This window comes from Streptomyces sp. BoleA5, assembly GCF_000373665.1.
Classification (GTDB): domain Bacteria; phylum Actinomycetota; class Actinomycetes; order Streptomycetales; family Streptomycetaceae; genus Actinacidiphila.
In genome coordinates this window covers 26743-52349 of the sequence record NZ_KB892107.1, presented here as the reverse complement: position 1 = coordinate 52349, position 25607 = coordinate 26743, and the positions used below count along the sequence as shown (strand labels likewise).

The window sequence follows — 25607 nt, the reverse complement described above, 5'->3', positions numbered from 1 at the left end:
CCAGGGCTACTCCGGTATCCGCGGCACATAGGTGCCGAAGGACCAGAGGTTGCCCTCCGGGTCGCGGGCCGTGTAGTCCCGCGACCCGTAGTCCTGGTCGGTGAGCGGCAGCACGACCTCCGCCCCGGCGGCGACGGCGCGCTCGTGGTGGGCGTCGGTGTCCTGCACGGCCACGTACACCGATGCGGCGCCCAGGTCCGAGGCGATCCGGCTGAACGCGGTGCCCGACCGCTCGCTGCCGAGCATCACCACGCCGTTGCCGTACGCCAGTTCCGCGTGCTCCACCACGCCGTTCTCGTCCTCGTACACCGCGACCTCGGTGAAGCCGAAGGCCTCCTTGATGAAGGCGACGGCGGCCTTCGCGTCCTTGTAGCGCAGCGTCGGACAGACGGTGGGCGCGGTTGCCTCGGCGGCCATGACGATCACTCTCCCCTTCCGGACCTGACGTCCTGTGTGACGTGGATCCCAGTCTGGCAGGGGGGTCCGACAATGGCCCTGCGCGCGGACATTCCACCCGGTCAGCGCTGGAAGGTGTCGCAGTGGCCGGGGTCACCGGTGTCCAGCCCGGTCGTGAACCACTGCTGGCGCTGCGCCGACGAGCCGTGGGTCCAGGACTCCGGGGTCACCCTGCCCTGCGTCCGGGACTGGATCGCGTCGTCGCCGACCGCCGCGGCCGCGTCCAGCCCCCGGCGGATGTCCTCCTCGTCGAGCGCGCTGATCATCGGGCTGCCCGTGTCCTCGTCCAGGGTGCGTGTGGCGTTGTGCGCCCACACGCCCGCGTAGCAGTCGGCCTGCAGCTCCACGCGCACCGAGTTGCTGCTCGGACCGGTGAGCCGGTCCTGCGCCTTGCCCAGCGTCCCCACGAGGTCCTGCACGTGGTGCCCGTACTCGTGGGCGACGACGTAGCTCTCGGCGAACGGGCCGCCCTCCGCGCCGAAGCGGCTGCTCAGGGTCGAGAAGAAGTCCAGGTCCAGATAGACCTTGCGGTCCACGGGGCAGTAGAAGGGCCCCGACGCGGGGTCCGCGACCCCGCACCCGGTGCGGAGGGGCTGGTCGAAGAAGACGGTGGGAGCGGGCTCGTAGGTCATGCCGCGCTTGCGGAACTCCGACGCCCAGTACGCCTGCACGTTGTTGATCACCGCGACCATGCGGCACTCCTGGCGGGCGTTGGCGTCCGCACCGGTGCGGCAGCCGGCTGCGAGGTCCGAGCCCGACGTGGTGCCCGGGGCCCGGCCCGGCGGATCGGAGGAGAGCCCCAGCTGGTCGGGGCTGATGCCGAAGATCAGCCCGATCACCACGACGATCAGCCCGGCGAGACCACCACCCACCATCTTGCCCCGCGGCCTGCCGCCGAGTCGTCCGCCGCTTCGCCGGTCCTCCACCTGGGAGGTGTCGAGCGATGCGTCGTCGTCGAACTGCATACCTCCGATTATCGGCTGTTTCGTCCCGCCCGGCCCGTCGCGGCCGCCGTCGAAGCCGCCGTCGTGACCGGCCGGGCGGACCCGCCCCGGCCCCGCCCGAAAACCGCTTGCCGGGCACCCGTGCCGCCCCCGGTAGACTGGAGGCATGGCAGTGATCCTCACGCATTAGACGGCGTCCGACCGCGACCATCGCGAATCCACGCCCGACTGCCGTCCGACACTCCCAGGAGCTTCTTCCCGTGATTACTGCCACCGGCGTCGAGCTGCGCGCCGGAGCCCGCGTCCTCATCGAGTCCGCCTCCTTCCGCATCGCCCGCGGCGACCGCGTCGGCCTGGTCGGCCGCAACGGCGCCGGCAAGACCACCCTGACCAAGGTGCTCGCGGGCGAGGGCCTGCCCGCCGCCGGCACCGTGACGCGCTCCGGTGAGGTCGGTTATCTGCCCCAGGACCCGCGTACCGGCGACCTCGACGTCCTGGCCCGCGACCGCATCCTGTCCGCCCGCGGCCTGGACACCGTCCTGCGCAAGATGCGCGAGAACGAGGACCGGATGGCCAACGGCAAGGGCGCCACCCGCGACAACGCGATGAAGAAGTACGCCCGCCTGGAGACCGAGTTCCTCACCAAGGGCGGTTACGCCGCCGAGGCCGAGGCCGCCACCATCGCCGCCGCCCTGGGCCTGCCGGACCGCGTGCTCGCCCAGCCGCTGTACACCCTCTCCGGTGGTCAGCGCCGCCGCGTCGAGCTGGCGCGCATCCTCTTCTCGGACGCCGACACCCTGCTGCTGGACGAGCCGACCAACCACCTCGACGCCGACTCCATTGTGTGGCTGCGGGACTTCCTCAAGACCTACCGCGGCGGCTTCATCGTCATCTCCCACGACATCAACCTGGTCGAGACGGTCGTCAACAAGGTCTTCTACCTGGACGCCAACCGCTCCCAGATCGACGTCTACAACATGGGCTGGAAGCAGTACCTCACCCAGCGCGAGGCCGACGAGAAGCGCCGCAAGCGCGAGCGCGCCAACGCCGAGAAGAAGGCCGCGACCCTCAACGCCCAGGCCGACAAGATGCGCGCCAAGGCCACCAAGACCGTCGCCGCCCAGAACATGGCCCGCCGCGCCGACAAGCTGCTGTCCGGGCTGGAGGCGGTGCGGCAGTCCGACAAGGTCGCCAAGCTGCGCTTCCCGGACCCCGCGCCCTGCGGCAAGACCCCGCTGACGGCCGAGGGGCTGTCGAAGTCGTACGGCTCGCTGGAGATCTTCACCGACGTCGACCTGGCCATCGACAGGGGCTCCCGGGTCGTCATCCTGGGCCTCAACGGCGCCGGCAAGACCACCCTGCTGCGGCTGCTGGCGGGGGTGGAGCAGCCGGACACCGGCGAGGTCGTCCCGGGCCACGGCCTCAAGCTCGGCTACTACGCCCAGGAGCACGAGACCCTCGACGCCGACCGGACGGTCCTGGAGAACATGCGCTCGGCGGCGCCGGACATGGACCTGGTCGCCATCCGCAAGATCCTCGGCTCGTTCCTCTTCTCCGGCGACGACGTCGACAAGCCCGCCGGCGTGCTCTCCGGCGGTGAGAAGACCCGGCTCGCGCTGGCCACCCTGGTCGTCTCCAGCGCCAATGTGCTGCTGCTCGACGAGCCCACCAACAACCTCGACCCGGCCAGCCGCGAGGAGATCCTCGGCGCGCTGCGCACCTTCTCGGGCGCTGTCGTCCTCGTCACCCACGACGAGGGCGCGGTGGAGGCGCTGCAGCCCGAGCGGATCATCCTGCTGCCCGACGGCGTCGAGGACCTGTGGGGCCAGGACTACGCCGACCTCGTCGCGCTCGCCTGATCCTTCCGGGGCCCGCGGCCGATCATCCGTGTGGATCACTCCACTGGATCATTCGGCCGACGGGTGATCCTTCATCTGTGTGAGACCGGCTCGTACTCCGGCGCGGGAACGTGCGAAATACCGGACGTACGGATGGATCAGCCGCGTCACATGGGGAAACTCCTTACCGGCCCAGGTGACCTGCCCTTTCTCCGCCGCGCTCCGGAGGGAGCCGGGGAAGGCTGTGCGGAATGCCGGATTCCACCCGTCCGGCGCCGGGTGTTCGCGTCAACCGGGCGCCAAATGTTGTCGCACGGACCTTGCCGAATGGGTGGCCAGGAAGTCTCCTAGGGGTGATCATGAGAGTCACAGAGCGCACTTCCCTAGAGGAGGCACGGGTGGCCGAGACTCTGAAGAAGGGCAGCCGGGTGACCGGCGCCGCGCGCGAGAAGCTCGCGGCAGACCTCAAGAAGAAGTACGACGGTGGAGCAAGCATCCGGGCGCTGGCCGAGGAGACCGGCCGCTCGTACGGCTTCGTCCACCGGATGCTCAGTGAGTCCGGCGTGACCCTGCGCGGTCGCGGCGGAGCGACACGGGGCAAGAAGGTTTCCACGGCCTGACACACGGCCTGACACACGGCCGGGCACCCTGCGTGGCGGCCCGGTGGCGTGGCGGGACCACCCGGTCGCGGGGACGGCCGACCGGGTGGTTACTCTTCGGTAATCCAGACTGCGGATCGCCAGGAGGTGCCCGATGTCCGACCCCACTGTGCTGCTGGAACGCGACGGCGTCCGACTCGTGACGGAGGATTCCGTCGCCACCGTCACGCTGTGCAACGCGGTCAAGCGCAACGCCCAGTCGCCCGCCCTGTGGCGGGCGCTGGTCGAGGCCAGCCGGCTGCTCCCGGGCAGCGTTCGGGTCGTCGTGCTCCGCGCGGAGGGCGTTTCCTTCTCCGCGGGGCTGGACCGGCAGGCCTTCACGCCCGAGGGATTCGACGGCGAGCCGTCGTTCGTCGATCTCGCGCGGGCTCCCGAGGGCGAACTCGACGCGACGATCGCCGAGTACCAGGCGGCGTTCACCTGGTGGCGGCGGAACGACGTCGTCACCATCGCCGCCGTGCAGGGGCACGCCATCGGGGCGGGCTTCCAGTTGGCCCTCGCCTGCGACCTGCGCGTCGTCGCCGACGACGTGCAGTTCGCCATGCGCGAGACCAGCCTGGGCCTGGTCCCCGACCTCGCCGGCACCAAGCCGCTGACCGAACTGGTCGGCTACGCCCGGGCGCTGGAGATCTGCGCCACGGGCCGCTTCGTCGACGCGGAGGAGGCCTGCGCCGTCGGCCTGGCCAACGTCGCCGTCCCGGCGGCCGAACTGGACGCCACTGTCAAGGACCTGGCGGGCGCTCTGCTGGCCGCGCCGCGCGACGCGGTGATCGAGACGAAGGCCCTGCTGCGCGAGGCCCCGGGCCGTACGTACGAGGAGCAGCGCGTGGCCGAGCGCGCCGCGCAGGGCCGCCGGCTGCGGGACCTGGCGGGCGTGGGGGAGTAGCGGCGGCGCCGGGCCCCTGGTCCATGGCCTCAGTGCCCGGCGATGTCGGTGACCACGACGGTCGTGACGTCCTGCGTCACGGCCGTCACCGCCATGGCCACGGCCCGTCCGACGTCCAGGGCGCGGTGGCCGGCGTCCACGGCGATCTGCACCCGGAACGGATGGCGCTGTCCGCCGAGCCGGGAGGTCAGCCCGGCTACCCCGGGCACCGCCGCCGCGGCGCGGCCCGCGGTGGTGGTGGTCCGTCCGCCCTCCGGCGGGTCGACGGGCTCGGTGGTGAGCGCCACCCGGGCGCCGCCCTCCTCCAGCAGTCCGGTGACGGTCAGGTCGACCGCCTCCGTCTCCAGACCCACGTCCTCGGTGGCCGCACGCCACAGCGCGTCGCGCAGCCGTCCGGCCGAGTCGGGCAACGGGCGTTCCGGGGTGGCCTCGAAGCCCGCCTCCACGCGCAGCGGCCGCCTGGGCAGCGCCCCGGACGGCGCCGACTCCGGCAGCAGCCCGGCCGCGTCACCCGGCTCGCCGCCCGAGCCGTCCGAGCCGCCCGGACCATCCGGCCCATCCGCTCCGCCGGGCCCGTCCGCCGTGCCGATACGCAGCGCGCCCAGGCGGATCCCGGGCACCGCGCCGGCCGCCGCGCGCAGTACGCCGGCCGCCGCCCGCTCGGTGACCCACACCGTGTCCCCGGGCCCGCCGAGCGGGAGCACCCGGCCCAGCCCGAGTTGCCGGCGCACCGCTCGAGCCAGCCGGTCCGCGGTCATCGGCCGTCGCCTCCCTCCGGCGCGCGCGTCCGCGCGCGCCGCCATCGTGGCCCTGATCGCTGCATCCTCACGGCGCGACGGGGCATGCCCACATAGTGTGGTGCACGGAGCAGCCCGTACCGCTCCCGCCGTCGGAAACCCGAAGGGACGAGGTGCGATGACCGAGACCGCTCAGCAGCCGGAGGAGCGGGGCCGGACCCTGGAGAAGGGGACCAGCCCGGCCGGCAACGGCACGGCAGGTCGGCGGGCGCCCCTGGGCGATCCCGCGACGCGCGGGCGGACCACCATCGCGGACGGCGTGGTCGAGAAGATCGCCGGGCTCGCGGCCCGCGACGTGGAGGGCGTGCACGCCCTCGGCTCCGGTGTCTCGCGCGGCTTCGGCGCGGTCCGCGACCGGGTGCCCGGCGGCAGGTCGGTGACCCGGGGGGTGCGGGCCGAGGTGGGCGAGGTGCAGGCGGCGCTCGACCTGGACATCGTGGTGGACTACGGGGTCTCGATCGTGGCGGTCGCCCACGGGGTGCGCGAGAACGTCATCGCGGCCGTGGAGCGGATGACCGGGCTCGAGGTCATCGAGGTCAACATCGCGGTGGGCGACGTCAAGCTCCCCGACGACACGGACGACGACGACCAGGAGCAGCGGGTCCAGTGACGGGCCCCGGGAGGGAAACGGGAGCGGACGATGAGCATGGCCGTGCTCGGCTTGATCGTCGGGATGGCGCTCGGATTCGCCGGGTACTTCGGCGGGTTCGCGGCCTTCCTGCTGGTGGCGGCACTCGGCGCCGTGGGGTTCGTGGTCGGCCGGTTCCTCGACGGCGACCTGGAGCCCGGGGAGTTCTTCCGCAGTCGTGACCGGAGGCGGTGAGCCCTGCAGATGACGGCCACGGCGCCGAACTCCCCCGTCCAGCCCCTCGTCCCCACAGAGCGCGGCTCGCTCCGCCTCGCCGACCGCGTGCTGGCGAAGATCGCCTCCCAGGCGGCCCGCGAGGCCCTCGCCGACGCCCCCGGCCGGGAGTACGTGCCGCGCGGCGCGCGTCCCCAGGCGAGCGTCTCCGCCGTCCGCGAGCAGGTGTACGTCAGGCTCTCCGTCGAACTCGGCTACCCGGTGGACATCGCCGGGGTGTGCCGGTCGGTGCGCCGCCATGTCGCCTCCCGCGTCGAGGAGACGACCGGTTTCACGGTCCTCGGGGTGACCGTCGAGGTCGAACGCCTGCACTCGCGGGCCGGCCACATCGTGGAGGAGGCGAGGGTCCGGTGAGCGGACTCGGCCCGTCGCCCCTCCCGTCGCGCCCCCGTTCCCGCCCGCGGCGCTTCTGGTCCCCGCGCCGCCTCCCCGCCGCGATCACCGCCGCCCTGCTGGCCGTCGTGGCCGGACTGCTGCTCTACGACATCGCCGCGGTACGTGCCGGCCGGCCCGGGATGGCCTGGCGCCGCGACCTCGCGGACCAACTGGCCACCCGCCCGCTGGACGACCCGTGGATCCTCGCCGTGGCCTGCGTGGCGGTCGTGCTCGGGCTGTGGCTGCTCGTCCTCGCCGTCACCCCCGGGCTCCGCGACGTGCTCGCCATGCGCGAGGGAACGGCCCCCGTACGGGCCGGGCTCGACCGCCACGCCGCCGAACTCACCCTGCGCGACCGCGCGGTGGAGGTCTCCGGGGTGCGATCGGCGCGCGTCACCGTCACCCGCCGCACCGCCACGGTGCGCGCCGTGGTCGCCTTCCGGGAGACGGAGGCGGTCCGCGCCGATCTCGCCGCCGCCCTGGCCGAGGCCATGGAACAGCTGGGCCTGGCCCGGCCGCTGGGCCTCGCGCTGCACGTCCGCCGTATGGGAGAGGGGTGAGGCGCGGTGCGCGCCACCGTCAATCGCGTCGTCCTCGTGCTCACCGGGCTGGTCCTGGTGCTGGCCGGCGCCGTCGTGCTGTGCTCCGCGACGGGTCTGCTGCACCACCCGTACACCGGCCGGGACGACGTGCTGCTCAGTGCGGGCGACCGGACCCGTTACGAGGACACCTCCTGGTGGTGGCCCGTCGTGACCGGCGTGCTGACCCTGGTCGTGCTGTGCGCCCTGTGGTGGCTGCTCGCCCAGGTGCGCGACCGCAGGCTGCGCCGGCTCGCGGTGGACGCCGACGACGACGGCACGGCGCTGCTGCGCGGCCGCGCCCTGGAGGAGATCATCGCCGCCGACGCCGAGCAACTGCACGGCGTCGACCACGCCACCACCGCGATCATGGGCACGCCCACCGCGCCCCGTGCCCGGCTGCAGCTCGCCCTGTCGCCGAACGCCGTCCCCGGCGACGTCCTCGCCGAACTCGACTCCGCGGTCCTGGACCGCGCCCGTGTCAGCACCGGCCTGCCCCTGCTCCCCGCCGAGGCCCGGCTGCGCGCCGTCAGCCACCGCGCGGCCCGCGTCAGCTGACCGCGCCGGGGCCGGACCTCCTCGGCGACCGGGTCCCGAGGGGGGATGGGAGGATCTAGAAGCCGCGGCGCGCCCCGCCGTCCACCGGAAGCATGATCCCCGTCAGATAGGACGCCGCGGGTGACATCAGGAAGGCGGCGGCGCGGCCGAACTCCTCCGGGGTGCCGTAGCGGCGCAGCGGGATGCGCTCGCTGAGGCGGGCGCGGGCGGCCTCCGCGTCGCCGGTGAGGGCGTCGAGCTCACGGACGCGGTCGGTGTCGATCCGGGAGGGCAGCAGCCCCACCACGCGGATGCCGCGCGGCCCCAGCTCGTCGGCCAGGCTCTTGGCGTAGCCCGCCAGGCCCGGCCGCAGGCCGTTGGAGACCACGAGCCCGGGGATCGGTTCGTGCACCGAGCCGGAGAGCACGAAGCCGATGACGCCGCCCTCGCCGAGTTCGTCGGCGGCCGCCCGGGACAGTCGTACGGCCCCGAGGAAGACGGACTCGAACGCGTCCCGCCACTGGTCGTCGCCGATGACGTCGGTGCCGCCCGCCGGCGGGCCGCCCACGCTGGCGAGGAGGCCGTCGAGCCTGCCGTACGCCCGGCGGGCGGCGGCGATCAGCCGCTCCGGAGCCTGCGGTTCGGCGTTGTCGGCGACGACGCCGGTGGCCCGCTCGGCGCCGCCCAGCGCCGCGACGGCGGCGGCGACCGACTCCTTGCGGCGGCCGCCGACGACCACCCGTGCGCCGTCGGCCACCAGTTCCCGCGCGGCGGCGAAGCCCAGCCCGCGGGTCGCGCCCGTGACGACGTACACCCTGTCCCGCAGCCCGAGATCCATGGCCTTATCGTGCCCGATCGCGGCCGGAGAGCGTGAGCGCGGTGTTGACGAGTCCGATGTGGCTGAACGCCTGAGGGAAGTTGCCCAGTTGGCGCCGCTCGACCGGGTCCCACTCCTCCGCCAGCAGACCGACGTCGTTGCGCAGGCCCAGCAGCCGTTCGAACAGGACGCGTGCCTCGTCGGTGCGGCCGATGCGGTGCAGCGCGTCGGCGAGCCAGAACGAGCAGGCCAGGAAGGCGCCTTCACCGCCGGGCAGCCCGTCCACGCTGCTGTCCTCCAGGGTGTAGCGGCGGACGAAGCCGCCGTGGTCCAGTTCGCGGCGCACCGCGTCCACCGTGCCGACCACCCGGCTGTCGGTGACGGGCAGGAAGCCCACCTGCGGGATGAGCAGGGTCGCCGCGTCCAGTTCCTTGGAGCCGTAGTACTGCGTGAAGGTGTTGCGCTCCCGGTCGAAGCCCTTGCGGCACACCTCTCGGTGCACCTCGCTGCGCATCGCCCGCCAGGAGTCCGCGTCGCCGGACAGGTGCGGCAGGCCCTCCAGGGTGCGCACCGCCCGGTCGGCGGCCGCCCAGGCCATCACCTTGGAGTGCACGAAGTGCTGCCGGTCACCGCGCACCTCCCACAGGCCCTCGTCGGGCTCGCGCCACTTGGTCTCCAGGAAGTCCATCAGTGTGCGCTGCACCGCCCAGGCGTGCGGTTCGTCGCGCAGCCCGAAGCCGCGGGCCAGGAACAGCGAGTCGAGGACCTCGCCGTAGACGTCGAGCTGGAGCTGCTTGGCGGCGGCGTTGCCGGTCCGCACCGGCAGGGACGCCTCGTACCCGGCCAGCCAGTCCAGCTCCTCCTCGGGCAGCCGGCGCTCGCCCGCCAGCCCGTACATGATCTGGAGGTCGGCCGGGTCGCCGGCGACGGCGCGCAGCAGCCAGTCGCGCCAGTGGTAGGCCTCCTTGAGGTAGCCGGTCTCGACCAGCACGTTCAGGGTGAGCGTCGCGTCGCGGAGCCAGCAGAAGCGGTAGTCCCAGTTCCGCACCCCGCGGATCTCCTCCGGCAGCGAGGAGGTGGCGGCCGCGACGATGCCGCCGCTGGGCGCGTACGTGAGCGCCTTGAGGGTGATCAGCGAGCGCAGCACCTCGTCCCGCCAGGGACCGTCGTAGCGGCACTTGGCCGACCACGACTCCCAGTCCGCGCAGCTCTGCTCCAGTGCCCGGAAGGGGTCGATCAGGCGTGGCCGGCTCTCGTGGGAGGGGTGCCAGGTCAGGACGAAGGCGATCCGCTCGCCCTCGGCGACGGCGAAGTCCGCGTGGGTCGCGAGGTTCTTGCCGTACATGGGCACCTGGGGTACGGAGCGCAGCCACACCGAGTCCGGCCCCGCGATCGCGACGCGGTGGCCGTCGGTACGGCGCATCCACGGGACGACCCGCCCGTAGTCGAAGCGCAGCCGCAGCTCGCCGGCCATCGCCACGCGCCCGCTTACGCCCTCGACGATGCGCACGACGTCCGGCGCGCGATCGCGCTGCGGCATGAAGTCGATCACCTTGACGGTGCCGTCGCGGGTCTCCCACACGCTCTCCAGCACCAGCGTGCCGTCGCGGTACGAGCGGTGCGTGCAGGGCTCCCCGTGCCAGGCCGCTTCCGGGGCGATCCGCCAGTTGCCGTTGTCCTCGTCGCCCAGCAGCGCGGCGAAGCAGGCGGAGGAGTCGAAGCGCGGCAGGCAGAGCCAGTCGATGGAGCCGCTCTTGGAGACCAGCGCGACGGTCTGCAGGTCGCCGATGATCGCGTAGTCCTCGATCAGTGCCGCCACGGTCGGCCTCCGTCTCTCCCTCTTACGAGGGTCCCTGCTCTACGAGGGTGCCCCCGGCGCTAGGGCGACGCGACCGCAGCGGCGACCGGCTCGGCCGTACCGCCCGCCTCCCGCGCCGCCGCGTCGCGGGCGGCGAGCCGCTCCCGACGCTCCCGGCGGACGAGGATGACCCAGCCGACCGGCACCATGGCGGTGAAGAGCCACCACTGGATCGCGTACCCCATATGCATGCCGATGCTGCTGTGGTCGGGGTCCGGGATCAGCTCGGGCTGCCGCCCGGAGGGCTTGGGGGAGGTCGTCTCCAGCTCGATGTAACCGCCGACCGGCCGCTCCGCCGCGGGCAGGTCCTCGGCCACCAGGGCGCTGTTGATCAGCATGATCATGCGGTCGGGCAGCCCGCCCTTGTTCCGGATGCCGGTCGCCGCCGTCGTCTCGTCCGGGCGCAGCCGTCCGGTGACGGTGACGTCGCCGGACGGGGCCGCGGGGACCTTCGGGAGCTTCGTCAGATCGGTACCGGCAGGGATCCAGCCCCGGTTGACCAGCACCGACCGCCCGTCGGCCAGGACCAGCGGGGTGATCACGTGGTAGCCGATGCTGTCGCCGTCGGCGGCGGTGCGCTGGCGGGCGACGACCTCGTGGGCGGTGTCGTAGCGCCCGGTCGCGGTGACGGTGCGGTAGACCTCCCGCTTCGGCACGGCCGCGCCGGGGGCGGTCAGCGACTCCACCGGGGCGGGCTTCGCCCCGAGGTTGTCCGCGATCAGGTGGTTGCTGGCCACCCGGCGCTCGTGGCGGTGCATCTGCCAGAAGCCCAGCTCGACCATGGCGGGCATCAGGAGCAGTGCGATGAGGGTGAGGATCACCCACTGCCGGGACAACAGGAAGCGGTACACCCCACGACCGTACAACTCGGTCGCGGGGCGCTCCGCGGAGGGGTCGGGCGGCGCCGCCGCGCACCCGCCGGGATCAGCGCCCGCCGGGGGTCAGCCGCTGCCGGGCAGCGAGCCGACCCGGTCGATGATGCCGCTGCGGCCCTCGGCCTTCGAGCAGTGGCCGCCGCAGTACCAGTGGCCGTCGACCTCGACCCCGTGGCCGACGATCCGTACCCGGCAGTGCTCGCAGATCGGGGCCATCCGGTGGATGGCGCACTCGAAGCTGTCGAAGACGTGCACGGCCCCCTGGGCGTGCACTTCGAAGCTCATCACATAGTCGTTTCCGCATACTTCGCATCGGGCCATGAGGCCCAGGGTGCGGTCCGGGCCCCGGCGCGGCAATCGGTGACCGGGTGCGTCGCGGGCGCACCACTCGAACGGCGGTGTCAGCCGTGCACGTCGGGCGCGGGGGCGACGTCGCCCAGCAGGTCGGCGAAGCGGCGCTCGCCGACCACCGGGGTGCCGAGCTGCCGGGCCCGTACGGTCTTCGTGGTGAGCGAGTCCGGGTCGTTCGTCACCAGGAGGCTGGTCAGCCGGCTCACCGAGGACGACACGTGCAGACCCGCCTCGGTGGCGCGGTCCTCCAGCAGTTCGCGGTCGATGCTCGTGTCGCCCGAAAAGGCGACCCGCATTCCCTGGACCAGTGGCCCCCCGGACTCCAGCCGCCCCGGGTTGGGGTAGGGGCAGGGCGGCCGCCTCCGCGCGGGCCGCCAGCTCATCGGCCGGTAGGTGCTGCGGTAGCCCGCGGAGGCCGACTGCCCGGGCACGGCCGTGTCGATCCACTCCGTCAGCGGACGGCAGGCGTGCAGCGGCAGCCGGAGTCCGCCCGCCGCGGCCTGCCGCAGGCTGGGACGGAACACCTCCGCCAGCACGCGGGCGTCGTCCAGGGCGTGGTGGGCGCGCTGCTGGACCACGCCGAAGTGCGCTGCCAGGGACTCCAGCTTGTGGTTGGCCAGCGGCAGCGCCAGCGCCTTGGAGAGCACGATGGTGCACAGCCGGTGCTCCACGGGCGCCACGGTGCCGGCCCGCGCGAACTCCCGGGCCAGCATGGACCAGTCGAAGACCGCGTTGTGGGCGACGAACACCCGGCCCGACAGCCGGCCCGCCAGCTCTGCGGCGACCTCGCCGAAGAGCGGGGCGTCCGCCAGCATGTCCGAGGTGAGGCCGTGGATCCACACCGGGCCGGGGTCCCGCTGCGGGTTGACGGGGGTGTACCAGTGGTCCTGCACCTCGCCGCGCGCGTCCAGCCGGTAGACGGCCGCGGACACTATCCGGTCGTCGCGGCCGAGGCCCGTGGTCTCGACGTCCACGACGGCGTATCCGTCGGGGTAGGCCTCTGGCCACGACGGTTGCGGAAGCTGGGGCGCGTGCATGGAGGAACACAATACGGGCGGCCACCGACAGTCCGCGCCGCCACCCGCCCCTGGCGCACCGTCGGATGCCCCCGTGGGCGGTCCGTCCGGGGGCGCCGCGGCGGGCGTGTGACGCTTCGGTCCGGCCGGTCAACCACCCGCCGTACGGCTCCGGTCGGGCTCGCGCACCGCCGCGGCTGCCGCCCCGGCGGACCTCCTCGGATACCCCCGGGTAGAACCGATCGGTAACGACCTCTGGCCGTGGCCGCCAGGCGCCCTTAAGGTGCGCGCATGCCGCAACTGCCCGATGCCGTGATGTGGTCCATACCCGCGTTCGTGCTGCTCACCGTCGTGGAGCTGATCAGCTACCGGATCCATCCCGACGAGGACGCCGCCGGGTACGCCGCCAAGGACACCGCGACGAGCCTGTCGATGGGACTCGGCAGCCTGTTCTTCGACTTCCTCTGGAAGATCCCGATCGTCGTGGTCTACACCGCCGTGTACGAGTTCACCCCGCTCCGGGTGCCCGTGGACTGGTGGACGATCCCGCTGATGCTGCTCGCGCAGGACTTCTTCTACTACTGGCAGCACCGCGGTCACCATGTGATCCGCATCCTCTGGGCGAGCCACGTGGTGCACCACTCCAGCCGGAAGTTCAACCTCTCCACCGCGCTGCGCCAGCCCTGGACCGGCATGACGTCATGGGTGTTCTACCTGCCGGTGATCGCCTGCGGGGTGCACCCTGCGGCACTGGCGTTCTGTTCCTCGCTCAGCCTGGTCTACCAGTTCTGGATCCACACCGAGCGCATCGACAGGATGCCCCGCCCGGTCGAGTTCGTCCTCAACACCCCCTCGCACCACCGCGTGCACCACGCCTCGCAGGGCGGCTACCTGGACCGCAACTTCGGCGGCATCCTGATCGTCTGGGACCGGCTGTTCGGTTCCTTCGCCGCGGAGGGCGAGCGGCCGGTGTTCGGGCTCACCAAGAACATCACCACGTTCAACCCGCTGCGGGTGGCCACCCACGAGTACGCCGCCATCGCCCGTGACCTCGCCGCGGCCCGCACCTGGCGCGACCGCGCGGGCCACGTCCTGCGCGGTCCCGGCTGGCGGCCGCGGGGCGAGGAGCCCGCGGCGTGACGCGCGAGCGCGCCGCCCGCGCGGCGACGGCGGCCTTCGCGGTGGTGGCCGCGGCCCACCTGGCGGCGCAGCTCGCGGGGTCCGCGACGGCCGGCCACCTCACCAAGCCCGTCCTGGTGCCGCTGCTCGCGGCCTGCGCGGTGCTGCGCGGCGGCCCCCGGCTGCTGGTGGCCGCGCTGCTGTGCGGCTGGGCGGGGGACGTGCTGCTGCAGTTCGACGGGGACACGTCCTTCCTCCTCGGGATGGGCGCGTTCGCGGCCGGGCACGTCTGCTACCTCACACTTTTCACCGCCGGCGGGGCCTTCGCCGACCGGCGGCGCGCGGCCCGCACGGCGGCCGGCTACGCGGTCGTGTGGCTCGCCGCGCTCGTGGTGGTGTGGCCGGGTCTGCCCTCCGGGCTGCGCGTGCCGGTCGCCGCGTACAGCCTGCTGCTGACGGCGATGGCGGCCGGCGCGGCGGCGCTCGGCCCGCGGGCGACGGCGGTGGGCGGGGCGCTCTTCCTGCTCTCCGACACCCTGCTCGCGACCCGGCTCGCCGACCTCCCGCAGCTCCCGGCGGCCGACTTCTGGATCATGCTCGGCTACCTCGCCGCGCAGTTCCTGCTCTCCACCGGCCGGTACGGTGGTACGACCCCGTTCGAACAACCGCCGAGGACGACTTCGTATGCGCGCCACCGTGATCCACGCCCCCCACGACATCCGGGTGGAGGAGGTGCCGGACCCGGTGGTGCGGCGGCCCACCGACGCGGTGGTGCGCGTGGTGCTGGCCTGTATCTGCGGCAGCGACCTGTGGGCGTACCGCGGCGAGTCGGCCCGTGAGCCGGGACAGCGCATCGGGCACGAGTTCCTCGGCGTCGTCGAGGAGACCGGCTCCCAGGTGTCCGGGCTCAGGCCCGGCGACCTGGTCGTCTCCCCCTTCGTGTGGTCCGACGGCACGTGCGACTACTGCGCGGAGGGCCTGACGACCTCCTGTCCGGCCGGCGGTTTCTGGGGCCAGGTCGGCTCCGACGGCGGCCAGGGCGAGGCCGTACGCGTCCCGTTCGCGGACGCCACCCTGGTGCGGCTGCCCGCCGAGGCGCTGTCCGACGACCGCCTGCTGGCGAGTCTGCTCACCCTCTCCGACGTGCTGGGCACCGGCCACCACGCGGCCGTCGGCGCCGGTGTGCGGCCCGGGGCCACCGTCGCGGTCGTGGGGGACGGCGCGGTCGGCCTGTGCGGGGTGCTCGCCGCGCGGCGGCTCGGCGCGGAGCGGATCATCGCCCTCGGCCGGCACGAGGCCCGCACCGCCATCGCCCGTGCCTTCGGTGCCACCGACGTCGTCGCCGAGCGCGGCGAGGCGGCCGTCGAGGCCGTCCGCGAACTGACCGGCGGCCACGGCGCCCACGCGGTCATCGAGGCCGTCGGCACCGAGCAGTCGATGCGTACCGCGGTCGCCGTCACGCGCGACGGCGGTACCGTCGGCTACGTCGGCGTCCCGCACGGCAGCGCCACCGGCCTCGACCTGAGCGACATGTTCGACCGCAACGTCTCCCTGCGCGGCGGCGTCGCCCCGGTGCGCACCTACATCCCCGAACTGCTCCCGGACATCCTCGACGGGACGATCGACCCCTCCCCGGTCTTCGACCTCACCGTCGGCCTGGACGGCGTCCCGGGCGGCTACAAGGCGATGGACGAGCGCATCGCGCTGAAGGTCCTCGTCAAGGCCTGACCCCGTCCGGACGGACAGCGGCCCGGACAGCGGCTCAAACAGATGGAACGCCCGGCGGGATGTCCCGCCGGGCGTTCCATCTGTCACGCGGGGCACGTCACTTGGTGACGGCGTCCAGGGCGTCGACGATGCCGTGGCCGTAGAAGCTGGTCACGTGCCGTCCCGTGATGCAGGTGGCGTCCTGCACACCGTTGCCGTCCGGGTCGTACAGACCCGTCGGGCAACGCGGGTCGTCGGCCTGGGCCTTGAGCATCCCCTGCAGCTGCTGCGGGGAGGCGTGCGGGTGGCGGCTCTTGATGAGCGCGGCGACGGCGGCCACGTGCGGACTGGCCATCGACGTGCCCTGCAGGTAGCCGTAGGTGTTGCCGGGCAGCGTCGACAGGATGCGCCCGTTGGCCGAGGGGGTGGCGGGGATCTGGTAGCGGTCGCCGCCCGGGCCCGCGACGTCGACGACGCCCAGACCGTAGCTGGAGTAGTACGACTTCAGCTTCTGCACACCGGTCGCGGAGACGGTGACGACGCCCGGCAGCTGCGTCGGGAGGTCCCAGCAGACGTGCGGGTCGATCGTCCGGGTGACCGGGGTGGTGTCGTCGGGGCTCGTCGCGTCCTCGATCGCGTGCGAGTCGAGGTCGTGGTTGGAGTTGCCCGCCGAGGCGACGTTCAGCACGCCCTTCTTGTGGGAGTACTGCGCGGCCCGGTTGACGGCGTCGACGATGGCCCGCTGGTCGGGGTCGCCGAAGCAGTTGTAGAGCCACGGGTCGATGTAGTAGCTGTTGTTGGTGATCTCGACGCCGTGGTCGGCGGCGAAGACGAAGGCGCAGACCACGCTCTCCGGGAAGAACAGCTGGGTGACGGGGTCGGCCACCTTGATGGAGGCGACCTTCACGCCCGGGGCGACACCCGCCACGCCGATCCCGTTGCGCGCCGCGGCGATCTCACCGGCGACGTGCGTGCCGTGGTAGGCCTCCGGGACATAGGGACGCCAGGCGCCCGGGCTCGTGTCGGCCTTGCCGCCCACGCAGTTGGCGGACTGCGAGGCCGAGAAGTTGGCGGTGAGGTCCGGGTGCGTGTCGTCGACGCCGGTGTCGATGACGGCGACCGTGACCTTGCGGCTGCCCGGGTTGATCCGGGCGGCCTTGTCGGCCCGGATGGCCGGCAGGTCCCACTGGTCCGGCTCCATCGGCTCCTGCCCGGCGGTGGCCGCGGCCTTCGCGCGGGCCGCGCCGGCGGCGGTGATCTCCTGCACCGCGCCCAGATCCGTCGTCGACGCCGTGGACAGCGCGGCCGTACGGGTCGCCCCGGCCGTCTGCACACCGCGCACCTTGCGCATCTCGGAGGCGAACGCGGGGTTCGCGGAGTGGACGACGATCACGCCGATCCGGTCGTAGGTGGTGACGATGTCACCACCGCTGCGGGACACGGCCCGCTCGACGGACTTGATGGTTCCCCGGTCGGTCTTGGTGTTGACCACGTACGACAGCGTCGGGCCGTCGTACGCGGCACCGCCGCCGTTCGAGGCGGATCCGGCGGTGGCGGCCGAGGCGGCGTTCGGCAGGAAGGCGAGGGCACTCGCCACCGCGAATCCGATGGGTATCGCGAAGGCGCGGCGCCGTCCGGGCAGTGGAGCCATGGGATCTCCAATCGTCCAAACACCCGTCCTGGCGGGCCGAGTTGCCCATGGACGGGTACATGACGCTGGAAGCTATCGCCGCCGTCCACGCGCTATCAATGGATTGGTAAAGAAAGCTCTGGTTCCGGTTGCCGAAGAAGAACCAGTTTTCAACTACCGCCCCCTGTCGAAGGCCGTGGTTGCGCCTCTACCATGCGCGGGTCCGATCTTTACGTGACGTAGCTCACGTCGGCGCCCCGTGCGCCCGCGCGGGTCGCGTCACCTGCTCATGCCCTCTCAAACTCCGCCCCCACAGGAGGCATCGTGGACCCCGCACGACCTTCGGCAAGCTCCGGTCCGCCGTCTGCCGACTCGTACGCCGAGGTGCAGGCGAGCGCGGAGTTCGCCCAACTGCGCCGCTCGTACCGCTCGTTCGCGTTCCCGCTCACGGTCGCGTTCATCACCTGGTACCTGCTGTACGTCCTGCTGTCGAACTACGCCGGCGGCTTCATGGACACCAAGGTCGTGGGCCACATCAATGTCGCCCTCGTCTTCGGGCTCGCGCAGTTCGCCACCACCTTCGGCATCGCCGTCTGGTACTCCCGGCACGCGAACGCCAAGCTCGACTCCCGCGCCGACGCCATCAGGGCGCGCCTGGAAGGCCCCGGCACCCGGGGCGCCGACGACACCGACGACACCGAGAGCACGGAGGCCACCGCATGACCGCGCTGCACACCACGGGAGTCCAGGTGGTCGCGGTCGGCGCGAGCGAGCACCGGCCGCTGATCATCACCCTGTTCTCGGTCTTCGTCGTCGCGACGCTCGGCATCACCGTCTGGGCGGGCCGCCAGACCAAGGACGCCACCGACTTCTACGCCGGCGGCCGCTCCTTCAGCGGCTTCCAGAACGGCTTGGCGATCTCCGGCGACTACATGTCGGCCGCGTCCTTCCTGGGTATCGCCGGCTCCATCGCCCTCGTCGGCTACGACGGCTTCCTCTACTCGATCGGCTTCCTCGTCGCCTGGCTGGTGGCGCTGCTGCTGGTCGCCGAACCGCTGCGCAACTCAGGCCGGTTCACCATGGCCGACGCCCTCGCCTTCCGGCTGCGGCAGCGCCCGGTGCGCACGGCCGCGGGCATCTCGACCATCGTCGTCAGCATCTTCTACCTGCTGGCCCAGATGGTCGGCGCGGGCGCCCTCGTGGCGCTGCTGCTCGGCATCACCGGTGAGGGGCCGCGCCGTCTGATCGTCATCCTCGTCGGCGTCGTCATGGTGCTGTACGTGACCATCGGCGGCATGAAGGGCACCACCTGGGTGCAGATGGTCAAGGCGGTGCTGCTGATCGGCGGGACCCTGCTGATCACGTTCCTGGTCTTCGCCAAGTTCAACTGGAACCTGTCCTCGCTGCTTGGCGCGGCCGCGGAGAAGAGCGGCAAGGGGGCGGCGTTCCTGGAGCCGGGCCTGAAGTACGGCGTCACGGCGACCTCGAAGATCGACTTCATCTCGCTGGGCCTGGCCCTCGTCCTCGGCACGGCCGGTCTGCCGCACATCCTGATCCGCTTCTACACGGTGCCCACCGCCCGGGCCGCCCGCACCTCGGTGAACTGGGCGATCGGCATCATCGGCTGCTTCTACCTGATGACGATCGCGCTGGGCTTCGGGGCGGCCGCGCTCCTCACCCCGGAGACGATCACCACCTCCAACGCGGCCGGCAACACGGCGGCCCCGCTGCTCGCGCAGGAGATCGGCGGCGGCGCGGGCTCCACGGGCGGCGCGATCCTGCTGGCGGTGATCTCCGCGGTGGCCTTCGCCACCATCCTGGCCGTGGTCGCGGGCCTCACCCTCGCCTCCTCGTCGTCCTTCGCGCACGACCTGTACGCCAACGTCATCCGCAAGGGCACGGCGAGCGAGAAGGAGGAGGTCGCGGCGGCGAAGATCGCCGCGGTGGCCATCGGGGCCGTGGCGATCCTGCTCGGCATCTTCGCGGGCAAGCTCAACATCGCCTTCCTGGTCGCCCTGGCCTTCGCCGTCGCGGCATCCGCGAACCTGCCGACGCTCCTCTACAGCCTGTTCTGGAAGCGCTTCAACACCACCGGGGCGCTGTGGAGCATCTACGGGGGCCTGGTCACCTCCGTGTTCCTGGTGGTCTTCTCCCCCGTGGTCTCGGGCAAGGCGACCGCGATGTTCCCCGGCGTGGACTTCCACTGGTTCCCGCTGGAGAACCCCGGGATCATCTCCATCCCCGTCGGTTTCCTGCTCGGTGTGGTGGGCACGCTCCTGTCCAAGCCGGAAGAGGACGCCGACCGCAAGTACGCGGAGCTGGAGGTCCGCTCCCTCACCGGAGCCGGAGCGCATTAAACAGACTGTTGAACGTCAGTGCCGTCCCGTAGGCTGCGAAGTAACGGGACGGCACCGACGTCCCACCGACCGGACCCTCTAAGGGAGGCGCGCCGTGCTGATCGACACCTACGGCCGGATCGCGACCGACCTCAGGGTCTCGCTCACCGACCGGTGCAATCTGCGGTGCACCTACTGCATGCCCGAGGAGGGCCTGCAGTGGCTCGGCAAGCCGGAGCTGCTCACCGACGACGAGATCGTCCGGCTCGTGCGGATCGCCGTCACCACGCTCGGCGTCAAGGACGTCCGCTTCACCGGCGGCGAGCCCCTGCTCCGCCCCGGCCTCGTCGGCATCGTCGAACGCTGCGCGGAGCTGGAGCCCCGCCCCAAGCTCTCCCTCACCACCAACGGCATAGGCCTCGCCCGTACCGCGGCCGCGCTGCGCGGGGCCGGGCTGGACCGGGTGAACGTCTCCCTGGACACCCTGCGGCCCGACGTCTTCCAGACCCTCACCCGCCGCAAGCGGCACGAGGACGTCGTCCGCGGCCTGGAGGCCGCCCATGCCGCGGGACTGACCCCGGTCAAGGTCAACACCGTCCTGATGCGCGGCATCAACGACGACGAGGCCCCCGAGCTGCTTGCCTGGGCCCTGGAGCACGACTACGAGCTGCGCTTCATCGAGCAGATGCCGCTCGACGCCCAGCACGGCTGGCAGCGCAGCGACATGGTCACCGCCCAGGAGATCCTGGAGAGCCTGCGGACCCGCTTCACCCTGACCCCCGAGACGGACGAGGCCCGCGGCCACGCCCCCGCCGAACGCTGGCTGGTGGACGGCGGCCCCGCCCGGGTCGGTGTGATCGCCTCCGTCACGCGGCCCTTCTGCCGGGCCTGCGACCGCACCCGGCTCACCGCGGACGGTCAGGTGCGCAACTGCCTGTTCGCGCGCGAGGAGAGCGATCTGCGCGGCGCGCTGCGCTCCGGCGGCTCCGACGAGGAGATCGCCGAACTCTGGCGCACCGCGATGTGGGGCAAGAAGGCCGGCTCCGGCCTGGACGACCCCACGTTCCTGCAGCCCGAGCGGCCCATGTCAGCCATCGGCGGCTGAGCTCGTCTCCCACTCATCGAAGGGCACGACGTCCTTCAGGAAACCGCGGACGCCCAGGAACGACGACAGGTGTTCGCGGTGTTCCTCGCACGCCAGCCAGGTCTTGCGGCGCTCGGGTGTGTGGATCTTCGGGTTGTTCCAGGCGAGCACCCACACGGCGGGGGCGCGGCAACCCTTGGCGGAGCAGATCGGGGATTCGTCGGTCACGAACCCCATCCAAACATGGCGACGCCGGGCAGCCACGGGGGGAGCCGCCCGGCGTCGGTCCGTCGCTCCGACGGGGGATGCGGAGCGCGTACGCAGTATGTCACGCGGCAAGGCCCCCAGTGCAGTGGATCCTCATGATTGATCTGAGGTTTTCTTGAGCTTCGGAGCGTGATCAAAGCGGGGAAAAGGTTCAGGCCTGACCGGAACGAGGCCGTCCGTCCTCTTCCCGGGTCCGCTCCGCCGGCAGCAGCGGTTCACCGGGGCCGAGCGCCGGCGGGGCCGGCGGCGCGATCCGGGCCGACGGCAGCCCCGGGGCGTTCTCCCGGCCCGCGTTGGCGATGACCACCGCGATGTACGGCAGCACCAGACCGAGCACCAGCGCGATCCAGGCCAGGGGCGTCGAGACGTTCCACAGGACGACCGCCAGGATGAACGACAGGGTGCGGACCGACATCGAGATGATGTAGCGCCGCTGCCTTCCGCGGACGTCCTCGGTGAGCCCCGCCGCGGTCCCGGTGATCCGGAAGACCTCGGTACCGCTCCGCTTCCGCATCACGTTCCACCACCTGCTCGAAGCGCCGGAAGCCACCCGGTTCCGGCACGACCCACGTTACGCCGTGGGTCCGTCGCAGTGGAGACCGGGGAGGCCGCCGGGGTGTGACAGCACCCGCCGTACGGCGTATGGCCGCCTTCCGCATGCGTCGTACCCGGGCCACGCCGAGACTGACCGCATGAACTGGTTCTGGGCGATCATCGTCGGCATCGTGCTCGGCTTCCTGGCGAAGCTGCTCCTGCCGGGGAGGCAGGACATCCCCTGGTGGCTCACCATCATCTGCGGCATCCTCGGCGCCTTCCTCGGCAACGCGGTCGCCGGATGGGTCGGTGTACGGCACACCAGCGGCGTCGACTGGATCCGCCACGTGCTGCAGATCCTGGGCGCGATCCTCGTGGTCGCCGTGATCACCCCGCTGTGGGCCTCGGTCCGCGGCAGGCGGCGCCGTACGGCCGGCTGACAGGACGCACCGGCCGCCCGCCAGGGCGCCCCGCTCAGTGGGCGTGCTGCCGCAGATGGGTCGGCGGCACCAGGTCGGTGAGCCACACTCCGTTGGCGCTCACCCGGAACACGTGGCCCGTGGCGGCCAGCCCCGCCGCGTCCACCGCCAGCACCACCGGACGGCCGTGCCGCGCACCGACGCGCACGGCCGTCTCCACGTCCGCGGACAGGTGGACGTCCTGCCGGGACATCGGCTTGAGCCCCTCGCGCAGCACGATCGGCAGGGTGGTGCTCGCCGTGCCGTGGAAGAGGACGGCCGGCGGATCCGCCGGGGACAGCCCGAGGTCGACCTCGACCGAGTGCCCCTGGCTGGCCCTGATCCGCCGCCCGTCGTCGGAAAAGGCGTACCTCTTCTTGTTGTTGGCGGCCACGACGTGATCGAGGTCGGCGCGCGAGAAACGCCGGCCGGCCCGGTGGGACGCGGCGATCAGCTCGTCCACGTCCACCCAGCCGGCCTCGTCGAGGGTGATCCCGATCGAGGCCGGGTCGTGCCGCAGCACCCGCGCCAGGAACTTCGAGACCTTGACCGTCTGCTTCTCGTCCATCGCCCCGCCCATCGTCCTGGTCAGACCCCCTGGCTGACCGAGCTCATGTTGAAGTCCGGGACCCGCATCGCCGGGAACGCGGCCCGGGTGAACCAGTCGCTCCACTCGCGCGGCAGCGTCCGCTCGGTGCGGCCCACCTCGGTGGCCCGGCCCAGCAGGTCCACCGGCGACTCGTTGAACCGGAAGTTGTTCACCACACCGGTCACCTCGCCGCCCTCCACCAGGTAGACCCCGTCCCGGGTCAGCCCGGTCAGCAGCAGGGTGGCCGGATCCACCTCGCGGATGTACCACAGGCAGGTCAGCAGCAGGCCGCGCTCGGTGTCCGCGACCATCTCCTCCAGCGACCGCTTGCCGCCGCCGTCCAGGATCAGGTTGCCCCCGGACGGCGCGAACGGCAGCCCGGTCAGACCGGCGCTGTGCCGGGTGGTGGACAGCCGGTTGAGCACGCCCTCGCGCACCCAGTCGGTCGCCTCGACGGGCAGCCCGTTGTCGAAGACCGACGCGGTGTCGCCCGAGGCGTGCGCGATCACGAACGGCGCCGACTCCAGCCCCGGTTCGTTCGGGTCGCTGCGCAGCGTCAGCGGCAGTTCCGAGAGCTGCTCGCCGACCCGGGTGCCCCCGCCCGGCCGGCTGAAGACCGTACGGCCCTCCGCCGCGTCCCGGGCCGCGGCGCTCCACTGCTGGTAGATCACCAGGTCCGCCACGGCGGACGGCGGCAGCAGGGTCTCGTACCGCCCGGCGGGCAGGTCGATCCGGCGCTCGGCCCAGGCCAGGCGCTGAGCCAGGTCGGCGTCGAGGGCCGCCGGGTCGACGTCGGTGAAGTCGCGGGTGGCGGCACCGGCCCACGCCGAGCGGGACATGTCCTCGGACTTGGCGTTGAGCTCCAGGGTGCCGCTGGGCTGGTCGTGACGGAGCCGCAGCCCCGAGGACGTGCCCAGGTAGGTGGAGGTGACGGAGTGGTACGCGAATCCGTACAGCCTCCGGCCGCCGGCCCGCGCCGCGGCGAAGGACTCGCCCAGGGCCGGCGCGAAGGCGGCGAACACCTCGGAGGAGGTCTCGGCCGGCGGCTCGGTGAAGGAGGCGCTCGCCGGCACCCCCTCGACCAGCGGCTGGGCGTCCTCGGCGGGGCCGGAGGCACGCGCGGCCGCCTCGGCGGCCCGTACCAGCGGCTCCAGTTCGTCCGCGGTGACCGCGGCGCGGGACACCACGCCCGAGGCGGTGCCCTGGGCACCGTCCACCGTGGCGACCACGGTCAGGGTGCGGCCCCGCGTCACGCCGTTGGTGGTCAGGGCGTTGCCCGCCCAGCGCAGGTTGGCCGAGGAGCCCTCGTCGGCGATGACGACGCAGCCGTCCGCCCGGGACAGCTCCAGGGCGCGCTCGACGATCTCGTGGGGCTTCGAAACGGAGCTCATCGACCGGCCTCCTGCGTGGTGTTGAGGATGTTGACGCCTCGGAAGAGCGCGGAGGGGCAGCCGTGCGAGACGGCGGCGACCTGTCCCGGCTGGGCTTTGCCGCAGTTGAAGGCCCCGCCCAGGACGTAGGTCTGCGGCCCGCCGACGGCCTCCATGGAGCCCCAGAAGTCGGTGGTGGTGGCCTGGTAGGCGACGTCGCGCAACTGCCCGGCCAGCCGGCCGTTCTCGATCCTGAAGAAGCGCTGACCGGTGAACTGGAAGTTGTAGCGCTGCATGTCGATCGACCACGAGCGGTCGCCCACGACGTAGATGCCGCGCTCGACGCCGCCGATCAGCTCCTGCGTCGACGGCCCGTCCGGCGCGGGCAGCAGCGACACGTTCGCCATCCGCTGCACCGGCACATGGCCGGGGGAGTCCGCGTACGCGCAGCCGTTGGAGCGCTCGAAGCCGGTGAGCCGGGCGATCCTGCGGTCGAGCTGGTAGCCGACCAGGACGCCGTCCTTGACCAGGTCCCAGGACTGACCGGCGACGCCCTCGTCGTCGTAGCCGACGGTCGCCAGGCCGTGCTCGGCGGTGCGGTCGCCGGTGACGTTCATGTGCGCGGAGCCGTACCGCAGCGTGCCCAGCTGGTCGAAGGTGGCGAACGAGGTGCCCGCGTAGGCGGCCTCGTAACCCAGCGCGCGGTCCAGCTCGGTGGCGTGGCCGATGGACTCGTGGATGGTCAGCCACAGGTTCGACGGGTCGACCACGAGGTCGTACGAGCCGGCCTCCACCGACGGCGCCGCCATCTTCTCGGCGAGCAGCCCGGGGATCTCCGCGAGCTCCGCGTCCCAGTCCCAGCCGGTTCCGGTCAGGTACTCCCAGCCGCGACCGGCGGGCGGCGCCAGGGTCCGCATCGAGTCGAACCCGCCGGACTTCGGGTCCACGGCGACGGCGGTCAGTTCGGGGTGGACCCGCACCCGCTGCTGGGTCGTGGTCGTCCCCGCGGTGTCCGCGTAGAACTTGTTCTCGTGGACGGTCATCAGGGAGGCGTCGACGTGCGACACGCCGTCGGCGGCCAGCAGCCGCCCGCTCCACTCGGACAGCAGACCCGTCTTGTCGGCATCGGGCACATCGAAGGGGTCGACCTCGTACGAGGAGACCCACACCCGGTCGGGGTGGACCGGCTCGGCCGCCAGCTCCACCCGCTCGTCGGAGCCCGCCGCCGCGATCACCTTGGCCGACAGCTTCGCCATCGCCACCGCCCGCCCGGCCACGCGCGCCGCGGCGTCCATGCTCAGGTCGACCCCGGAGGCGAAACCCCACGCCCCGCCGTGCACCACGCGCACCGCGTAGCCGACGTCCGTGGTGTCGGACGAGCCGGACGCCCTCCCGTCACGCAGTCGCCACGAGGCGCTGCGCACCCGCTCGAAGCGGAAGTCGGCGTGTTCGGCGCCCAGCGCGCGGGCTCGTGCCAGCGCCGCGTCGGCGAGCGCCCTGAGCGGCAGCGCCAGGAATGACTGATCGACCTCGTGGGGCACGTCGGCCTCCCCTTCTGTCCAGTCGTCGACGTCTCCGCAGTGAATCATGCCGCTCCGACAATCCGCCCGCCTGCGGTTTTCTGTAGGGACTCGACAGCGACTCGCACATGCCCCTGTCGGGGG

General features: G+C 72.4%; 29 protein-coding genes. 15 read left to right on the top strand and 14 right to left on the bottom strand.

The window, feature by feature from the left end:
- Positions 1 to 6: 6 nt before the first annotated feature.
- Both B085_RS0121320 and B085_RS0121315 read right to left on the bottom strand, forming a co-directional pair.
- The gene (locus tag B085_RS0121320) at positions 7 to 417 is read right to left on the bottom strand and encodes a VOC family protein (RefSeq protein ID WP_037732181.1); all 411 of its coding nucleotides are present in this window, start codon (positions 415 to 417) and stop codon (positions 7 to 9) included.
- Between the two features lie 101 nt (positions 418 to 518).
- The gene (locus B085_RS0121315; protein WP_018560614.1) at positions 519 to 1421 is read right to left on the bottom strand and encodes a neutral zinc metallopeptidase; all 903 of its coding nucleotides are present in this window, start codon (positions 1419 to 1421) and stop codon (positions 519 to 521) included.
- Positions 1422 to 1660: 239 nt separating this feature from the next.
- On the opposite strand from B085_RS0121315, the gene B085_RS0121310 reads away from it, so the two are divergent.
- The 3 genes from B085_RS0121310 to B085_RS0121300 all read left to right on the top strand — a co-directional run bounded on the left by B085_RS0121310 (position 1661) and on the right by B085_RS0121300 (position 4783).
- On the top strand, positions 1661 to 3259 hold the full coding sequence (locus tag B085_RS0121310; protein WP_018560613.1) for an ABC-F family ATP-binding cassette domain-containing protein: 1599 nt from the start codon (positions 1661 to 1663) through the stop codon (positions 3257 to 3259).
- A 377-nt stretch (positions 3260 to 3636) separates the two neighbouring features.
- Positions 3637 to 3858, top strand: coding sequence for a helix-turn-helix domain-containing protein (locus tag B085_RS0121305; RefSeq protein WP_018560612.1), 222 nt, complete (start codon positions 3637 to 3639; stop codon positions 3856 to 3858).
- Between the two features lie 133 nt (positions 3859 to 3991).
- On the top strand, positions 3992 to 4783 hold the full coding sequence (locus B085_RS0121300) for an enoyl-CoA hydratase/isomerase family protein (protein ID WP_018560611.1): 792 nt from the start codon (positions 3992 to 3994) through the stop codon (positions 4781 to 4783).
- Between the two features lie 29 nt (positions 4784 to 4812).
- Here B085_RS0121300 and B085_RS0121295 read toward each other — a convergent pair whose 3' ends face one another.
- Positions 4813 to 5541, bottom strand: coding sequence for a hypothetical protein (locus B085_RS0121295; protein ID WP_018560610.1), 729 nt, complete (start codon positions 5539 to 5541; stop codon positions 4813 to 4815).
- 157 nt (positions 5542 to 5698) lie between these two features.
- Between B085_RS0121295 and B085_RS0121290 the strand changes: the two genes are divergently transcribed.
- From B085_RS0121290 to amaP, 5 genes are read left to right on the top strand one after another with little or no spacing between them, the layout of a single operon-like run.
- Positions 5699 to 6190: an Asp23/Gls24 family envelope stress response protein gene (locus B085_RS0121290; protein WP_018560609.1), complete on the top strand. Its 492-nt coding sequence runs from the start codon at positions 5699 to 5701 to the stop codon at positions 6188 to 6190.
- 30 nt (positions 6191 to 6220) lie between these two features.
- The gene (locus tag B085_RS0121285; RefSeq protein WP_018560608.1) at positions 6221 to 6403 is read left to right on the top strand and encodes a hypothetical protein; all 183 of its coding nucleotides are present in this window, start codon (positions 6221 to 6223) and stop codon (positions 6401 to 6403) included.
- Between the two features lie 9 nt (positions 6404 to 6412).
- Entirely contained in the window at positions 6413 to 6796 is a 384-nt protein-coding gene (locus tag B085_RS0121280) for an Asp23/Gls24 family envelope stress response protein (protein ID WP_018560607.1), read from the top strand.
- The gene (locus tag B085_RS0121275; protein WP_018560606.1) at positions 6793 to 7377 is read left to right on the top strand and encodes a DUF6286 domain-containing protein; all 585 of its coding nucleotides are present in this window, start codon (positions 6793 to 6795) and stop codon (positions 7375 to 7377) included. The genes B085_RS0121280 and B085_RS0121275 overlap by 4 nt, the downstream gene beginning before the upstream one ends.
- Before the next feature lie 6 nt (positions 7378 to 7383).
- A complete protein-coding gene (amaP, locus tag B085_RS0121270; protein ID WP_018560605.1) occupies positions 7384 to 7953 on the top strand; it encodes an alkaline shock response membrane anchor protein AmaP in 570 nt (189 codons plus the stop codon).
- 55 nt (positions 7954 to 8008) lie between these two features.
- On the opposite strand, the gene B085_RS0121265 is transcribed toward amaP, so the two are convergent.
- The 5 genes from B085_RS0121265 to B085_RS0121245 form a co-directional block, all read right to left on the bottom strand.
- Positions 8009 to 8770 (bottom strand): SDR family oxidoreductase, encoded by a 762-nt coding sequence (locus B085_RS0121265; RefSeq protein WP_018560604.1) that lies wholly within the window; start codon positions 8768 to 8770, stop codon positions 8009 to 8011.
- A 4-nt stretch (positions 8771 to 8774) separates the two neighbouring features.
- Entirely contained in the window at positions 8775 to 10568 is a 1794-nt protein-coding gene (locus tag B085_RS0121260) for a glycoside hydrolase family 15 protein (protein WP_018560603.1), read from the bottom strand.
- Between the two features lie 59 nt (positions 10569 to 10627).
- Positions 10628 to 11458 carry an SURF1 family protein gene (locus B085_RS0121255; protein ID WP_018560602.1) on the bottom strand — a complete coding sequence of 277 codons (831 nt, stop codon included), beginning with the start codon at positions 11456 to 11458 and terminating at the stop codon, positions 10628 to 10630.
- A 90-nt stretch (positions 11459 to 11548) separates the two neighbouring features.
- The gene (locus B085_RS0121250) at positions 11549 to 11803 is read right to left on the bottom strand and encodes a hypothetical protein (protein WP_078620001.1); all 255 of its coding nucleotides are present in this window, start codon (positions 11801 to 11803) and stop codon (positions 11549 to 11551) included.
- A gap of 80 nt (positions 11804 to 11883) precedes the next feature.
- Positions 11884 to 12870: a DEDDh family exonuclease gene (locus tag B085_RS0121245; RefSeq protein ID WP_026251292.1), complete on the bottom strand. Its 987-nt coding sequence runs from the start codon at positions 12868 to 12870 to the stop codon at positions 11884 to 11886.
- A 270-nt stretch (positions 12871 to 13140) separates the two neighbouring features.
- On the opposite strand from B085_RS0121245, the gene B085_RS0121240 reads away from it, so the two are divergent.
- The 3 genes from B085_RS0121240 to B085_RS0121230 are packed head-to-tail and all read left to right on the top strand — an operon-like array spanning position 13141 to position 15696.
- Positions 13141 to 13989, top strand: a complete 849-nt coding sequence (locus B085_RS0121240) for a sterol desaturase family protein (RefSeq protein WP_018560599.1) — start codon at positions 13141 to 13143, stop codon at positions 13987 to 13989.
- On the top strand, positions 13986 to 14807 hold the full coding sequence (locus B085_RS47260) for a lysoplasmalogenase (protein WP_018560598.1): 822 nt from the start codon (positions 13986 to 13988) through the stop codon (positions 14805 to 14807). Before B085_RS0121240 ends, B085_RS47260 begins: the two co-directional genes overlap by 4 nt.
- Positions 14713 to 15696 carry a zinc-binding dehydrogenase gene (locus tag B085_RS0121230; protein WP_018560597.1) on the top strand — a complete coding sequence of 328 codons (984 nt, stop codon included), beginning with the start codon at positions 14713 to 14715 and terminating at the stop codon, positions 15694 to 15696. The genes B085_RS47260 and B085_RS0121230 overlap by 95 nt, the downstream gene beginning before the upstream one ends.
- 97 nt (positions 15697 to 15793) lie before the next feature.
- On the opposite strand, the gene B085_RS0121225 is transcribed toward B085_RS0121230, so the two are convergent.
- On the bottom strand, positions 15794 to 17326 hold the full coding sequence (locus tag B085_RS0121225; RefSeq protein ID WP_018560596.1) for a S8 family peptidase: 1533 nt from the start codon (positions 17324 to 17326) through the stop codon (positions 15794 to 15796).
- A gap of 303 nt (positions 17327 to 17629) precedes the next feature.
- Here B085_RS0121225 and B085_RS0121220 point away from each other — a divergent pair, with 303 nt between their 5' ends.
- The 3 genes from B085_RS0121220 to moaA all read left to right on the top strand — a co-directional run bounded on the left by B085_RS0121220 (position 17630) and on the right by moaA (position 20746).
- A complete protein-coding gene (locus B085_RS0121220; RefSeq protein ID WP_018560595.1) occupies positions 17630 to 18028 on the top strand; it encodes a DUF485 domain-containing protein in 399 nt (132 codons plus the stop codon).
- Positions 18025 to 19662: a cation acetate symporter gene (locus B085_RS0121215; RefSeq protein ID WP_018560594.1), complete on the top strand. Its 1638-nt coding sequence runs from the start codon at positions 18025 to 18027 to the stop codon at positions 19660 to 19662. Before B085_RS0121220 ends, B085_RS0121215 begins: the two co-directional genes overlap by 4 nt.
- 94 nt (positions 19663 to 19756) lie before the next feature.
- On the top strand, positions 19757 to 20746 hold the full coding sequence (gene moaA, locus B085_RS0121210) for a GTP 3',8-cyclase MoaA (protein WP_018560593.1): 990 nt from the start codon (positions 19757 to 19759) through the stop codon (positions 20744 to 20746).
- Here moaA and B085_RS0121205 read toward each other — a convergent pair.
- Together B085_RS0121205 and B085_RS0121200 are read right to left on the bottom strand one after the other, a co-directional pair.
- Positions 20729 to 20953: a hypothetical protein gene (locus tag B085_RS0121205; RefSeq protein WP_026251290.1), complete on the bottom strand. Its 225-nt coding sequence runs from the start codon at positions 20951 to 20953 to the stop codon at positions 20729 to 20731. The genes moaA and B085_RS0121205 overlap by 18 nt on opposite strands.
- Before the next feature lie 190 nt (positions 20954 to 21143).
- A complete protein-coding gene (locus tag B085_RS0121200) occupies positions 21144 to 21506 on the bottom strand; it encodes a DUF3099 domain-containing protein (RefSeq protein ID WP_018560591.1) in 363 nt (120 codons plus the stop codon).
- Between the two features lie 178 nt (positions 21507 to 21684).
- On the opposite strand from B085_RS0121200, the gene B085_RS0121195 reads away from it, so the two are divergent.
- Positions 21685 to 21966 carry a GlsB/YeaQ/YmgE family stress response membrane protein gene (locus B085_RS0121195; protein WP_018560590.1) on the top strand — a complete coding sequence of 94 codons (282 nt, stop codon included), beginning with the start codon at positions 21685 to 21687 and terminating at the stop codon, positions 21964 to 21966.
- Between the two features lie 34 nt (positions 21967 to 22000).
- Here B085_RS0121195 and B085_RS0121190 read toward each other — a convergent pair whose 3' ends face one another.
- Genes B085_RS0121190 through B085_RS0121180 form a run of 3 tightly spaced genes read right to left on the bottom strand, consistent with a single transcriptional unit; the run spans position 22001 to position 25484 of the window.
- On the bottom strand, positions 22001 to 22552 hold the full coding sequence (locus tag B085_RS0121190; protein ID WP_018560589.1) for an RNA 2'-phosphotransferase: 552 nt from the start codon (positions 22550 to 22552) through the stop codon (positions 22001 to 22003).
- 20 nt (positions 22553 to 22572) lie between these two features.
- Positions 22573 to 23964, bottom strand: a complete 1392-nt coding sequence (locus B085_RS0121185) for a metallopeptidase TldD-related protein (protein ID WP_018560588.1) — start codon at positions 23962 to 23964, stop codon at positions 22573 to 22575.
- Positions 23961 to 25484: a TldD/PmbA family protein gene (locus tag B085_RS0121180; RefSeq protein WP_026251289.1), complete on the bottom strand. Its 1524-nt coding sequence runs from the start codon at positions 25482 to 25484 to the stop codon at positions 23961 to 23963. The genes B085_RS0121185 and B085_RS0121180 overlap by 4 nt, the downstream gene beginning before the upstream one ends.
- Positions 25485 to 25607 lie beyond the last annotated feature (123 nt).